At 29.6% G+C, this 3153-nt stretch carries 3 protein-coding genes; all 3 read left to right on the top strand.

Annotated elements, in window-relative coordinates; genetic code table 11:
- Window positions 1-2262, top strand: a 2262-nt coding sequence (locus Q0352_RS03170; protein ID WP_299523501.1) for a hypothetical protein, incomplete at its 5' end; no start/stop codon positions are given.
- A 3-nt stretch (window positions 2263-2265) separates the two neighbouring features.
- Window positions 2266-3063, top strand: coding sequence for an AIM24 family protein (locus tag Q0352_RS03175; protein WP_299523504.1), 798 nt, complete (start codon window positions 2266-2268; stop codon window positions 3061-3063).
- A 35-nt stretch (window positions 3064-3098) separates the two neighbouring features.
- The coding region (locus tag Q0352_RS14760; protein WP_367274575.1) for a zinc-ribbon domain-containing protein at window positions 3099-3153 on the top strand (55 nt) is incomplete at its 3' end.

The raw sequence follows: 3153 nt of genomic DNA on the forward strand, positions 1-3153 counted from the left end.
CCATTTGAAAAAGATGAAAAATTTTGTGCTGAGTGTGGAACTGCAATAAATGAAGGAGTTGCAACAAACAAAGAGATTCCTGATAAAAAAATAATCTCAAAAAGTAAACCACAATCCATTCCAACTATAACATCAAATCCTTCAATAAAAAAGAAAAAAGGGGGCATTTTAAAAACAATAGGAAAAATTATAGCAGGGTTTTTAGCATTTATTATAATTGGTTCTATAATTCTCTATAATTTAGGTGATGATCAAGAAGGTGCTTCTCTATCGAAAGAAGACACCGTTGATTATTCTGATGATAGTAATGTAAAAAACACTGAAAGAGAAGAGTTAGATAAAAACGTTGAATTTACTCAAACCATAATAGGAGAATTAGATAAAAATGAAATACAACTAGAAATACCTAAAAATACCTTTGATCAAGAAGTAAATCTTCGTGTTAATATGACAAAAGATATTCCTGCTTTTGATAAAAAAAGAGCAAAATTATTTGGATTACCTTTTAACATTTTAATAGACCAAAAATCAAAACGTCTAAATGAACCCGTAACCATAAAACTAAAATTATCTGAAAAGGAAATATCTGAATTAGAACATCCGGAAGATTTATGGATAGGTTATTATAATGGAAACCAATGGGATTATTTTAAACCTCAAGAAGTTAATTTAAAAGATAAATATGTAAAATTTGAAACCTACCATTTTAGCCCTTATGCGAAATCAAAACTCACAAAAGAAGAACGAATTAAAGATTATGCTGATAAAGCAGCCGTTGAGCAATGGTCAGCAAGAAACAACAATAAGCCCGCAAGGCAAGCAACAGAAAAAATTGTTCGACAAGTTCTAGGTAAGTATTTGGGTTTAGGGAATAAAAGTTTAACCCAAGACATTGTAGAATCAATTATGAATGAAAGTGATTACCAAAAACTTTTAGTAAGTTATAATGATAATAAAATGGATCAATTCGGTCAGGACGTTGCTATATTAGCTGGTAAAACAATAGTTAAAGTAGTTACCGAAGATAGCAATGCAAAAGCATTTTTAGGTGGTGTAACTCAACATGCTTCAAAAATAAATACTGGGATAAATATTGCTCGTGCTTTATCTCAAGGCAATTTAGAACAAGCAGCAAAGGATTTATCAAATGAAATTATAAATTCATTTCCAATGACAAAACTTTTTAGAGAAGCTGCAAAAATAACTGACCAACAAATAGTTAGATGGCGAGACCAAGAACTAGAAGCTGCATATAAAGTATTTGTAAATGGATCACAAAGTGCTGTCCCTTTTTGGGGTTACGATGTTGAACCTGGAAATTTTGATGAAGTTTGGATACAAATGAAAGGGCTTAAACCTCAATTACTAAGAGATGCAAAAAAAAAGTATGCATTAGCAAAAGGTATTAAAGTTGAGAACTTAGGTACTAGGGCCTTAGAAATTATTGAAGATGAAACAAAAGAAAACTTAAAGAAAAAATTTGAACAGCGCGAAAAAGAAGAAAAAGAAATTGAAAAATTAAAAGAACAAAATATTAAGCTTATCAAAAATTTTGAAGATGCAAATCTTTTAAACAAATATAGATTTGGCTATACCGAACAAACATCTTTTGAGCTTCGACTTCATAGGCTTTACAAAATTAAAGACATGATACTAAAAGACACAAAAAGTAAAGTTGGGTTTTTAGGCGTAAATGAAGGTGGTATTATCCCTGCAAAAACAGTCGCCAGATTGATACAAATATGGTACAACCCTGATGGAGGAAAAGAGAAATACCGAGAAGAATTGATAGAATTAGGATATATTGAAGAAGTAGAAGAACTAGAATTAGCTGATGGACCATGGGAGTTGTCTTTTTATGAGTCAAAAAAGCTATTTGAATCTATGGATAATTTTTCTGAGTATATGAGTGCATCAAAGGAAAGGAAGAAAGTTATACTAGAAATAGATCTTATTAATACAGAAAAAGCTATTAAAAGAATGAACGAGGAATATAAGAATTCATTAAGTTTAGGTTTTATAAATTTACCTTCCGCAACATATGAAAAAAGTGAAATGGGTTTAATGTTTCTTTATAAATACAACCCTATTTTAAAAGATGGATTATATACATTTTCTTATACCGAAGGTTTTGGTAAAGAAAAAGAAAGAATGAAATATATAATTCAATTAAAATCTAACGACTATTTTGAAGGAAAAATGTTTTATGATTCCTTTGGTAGCGTTTATATTATTTATATTAAAGGAAAATTAAAAATTTAAATTATGGCATATTGTTCAAATTGTGGAAGTGAATTAAAAGGAAATAGTGCATTTTGCGAAAATTGTGGTACGCAAATAAATCAGGTAGAAACTCAACAACCTGTAATCCAAGAAATAGTTGGAGAAGTAACCTTTGAAGTTGTAAATAAAGAGCGCTTAAACTTGGTAAAAGTTGAGGTAGATAACGCATCTTTTCGTTATGAATCAGGTGCAATGCATTATATGAATGGCGACCTTGAATTAGAAGCAAAAGCACCCAGTATTGGCAAAATGTTTAAGTCAATGTTAACTAAAGAAGCCATTGTTAAACCTATAATAAAAGGTAGTGGAACTGTATTTTTACAACCTTCATTTGGTGAATTTACTATTTTAAATTTAGAGAATGAAGAATGGATTTTAGACAGAGGTGCTTACTTTGCCTCAGACATTAATATAGAAATAGGCTCGTATACAAATAAAGCAATAAGCGCTATATTTTCAGGTGAAAAATGGTTTCAAACAGTTGTATCAGGAACTGGAAAAGTAATTATTACATCAGCAGGTCCAATTGAAGAAGTAGAATTAACTAATGGAAAACTTGTTGTTGATGGTGCTTTTGCTATAGCTCGTACTTCAGGTATTGAATTAAAAGTTTCAAAAGCTACTAAAGGTATTTTTTCAACACTAATTTCAGGAGAAGGAATTGTAAATACATTTACAGGAACTGGAAAAGTGTTAATAGCTCCTGTTGATAATTATTTGAATACATTAATTAATTCTGTCCTCTCTATTGGATATCAAATACAGAATTTGCGTAAATAAGGTTAACTATTATTAAATTACTAAAATAAAAGTAAATGAAATATTGTAAATATTGTGGTGCAAAATTAAAAATGAATGCTAAATTTTGTA

Origin of the sequence: uncultured Lutibacter sp., from assembly GCF_937891065.1 — a bacterium.
Classification (GTDB): Bacteria; Bacteroidota; Bacteroidia; order Flavobacteriales; family Flavobacteriaceae; genus Lutibacter.

Coding starts and splice junctions, on each gene's coding strand:
- Q0352_RS03175 (WP_299523504.1), top strand. CDS start 2,266: ATGGCATATTGTTCAAATTGTGGAAGTGAATTAAAAGGAAATAGTGCA.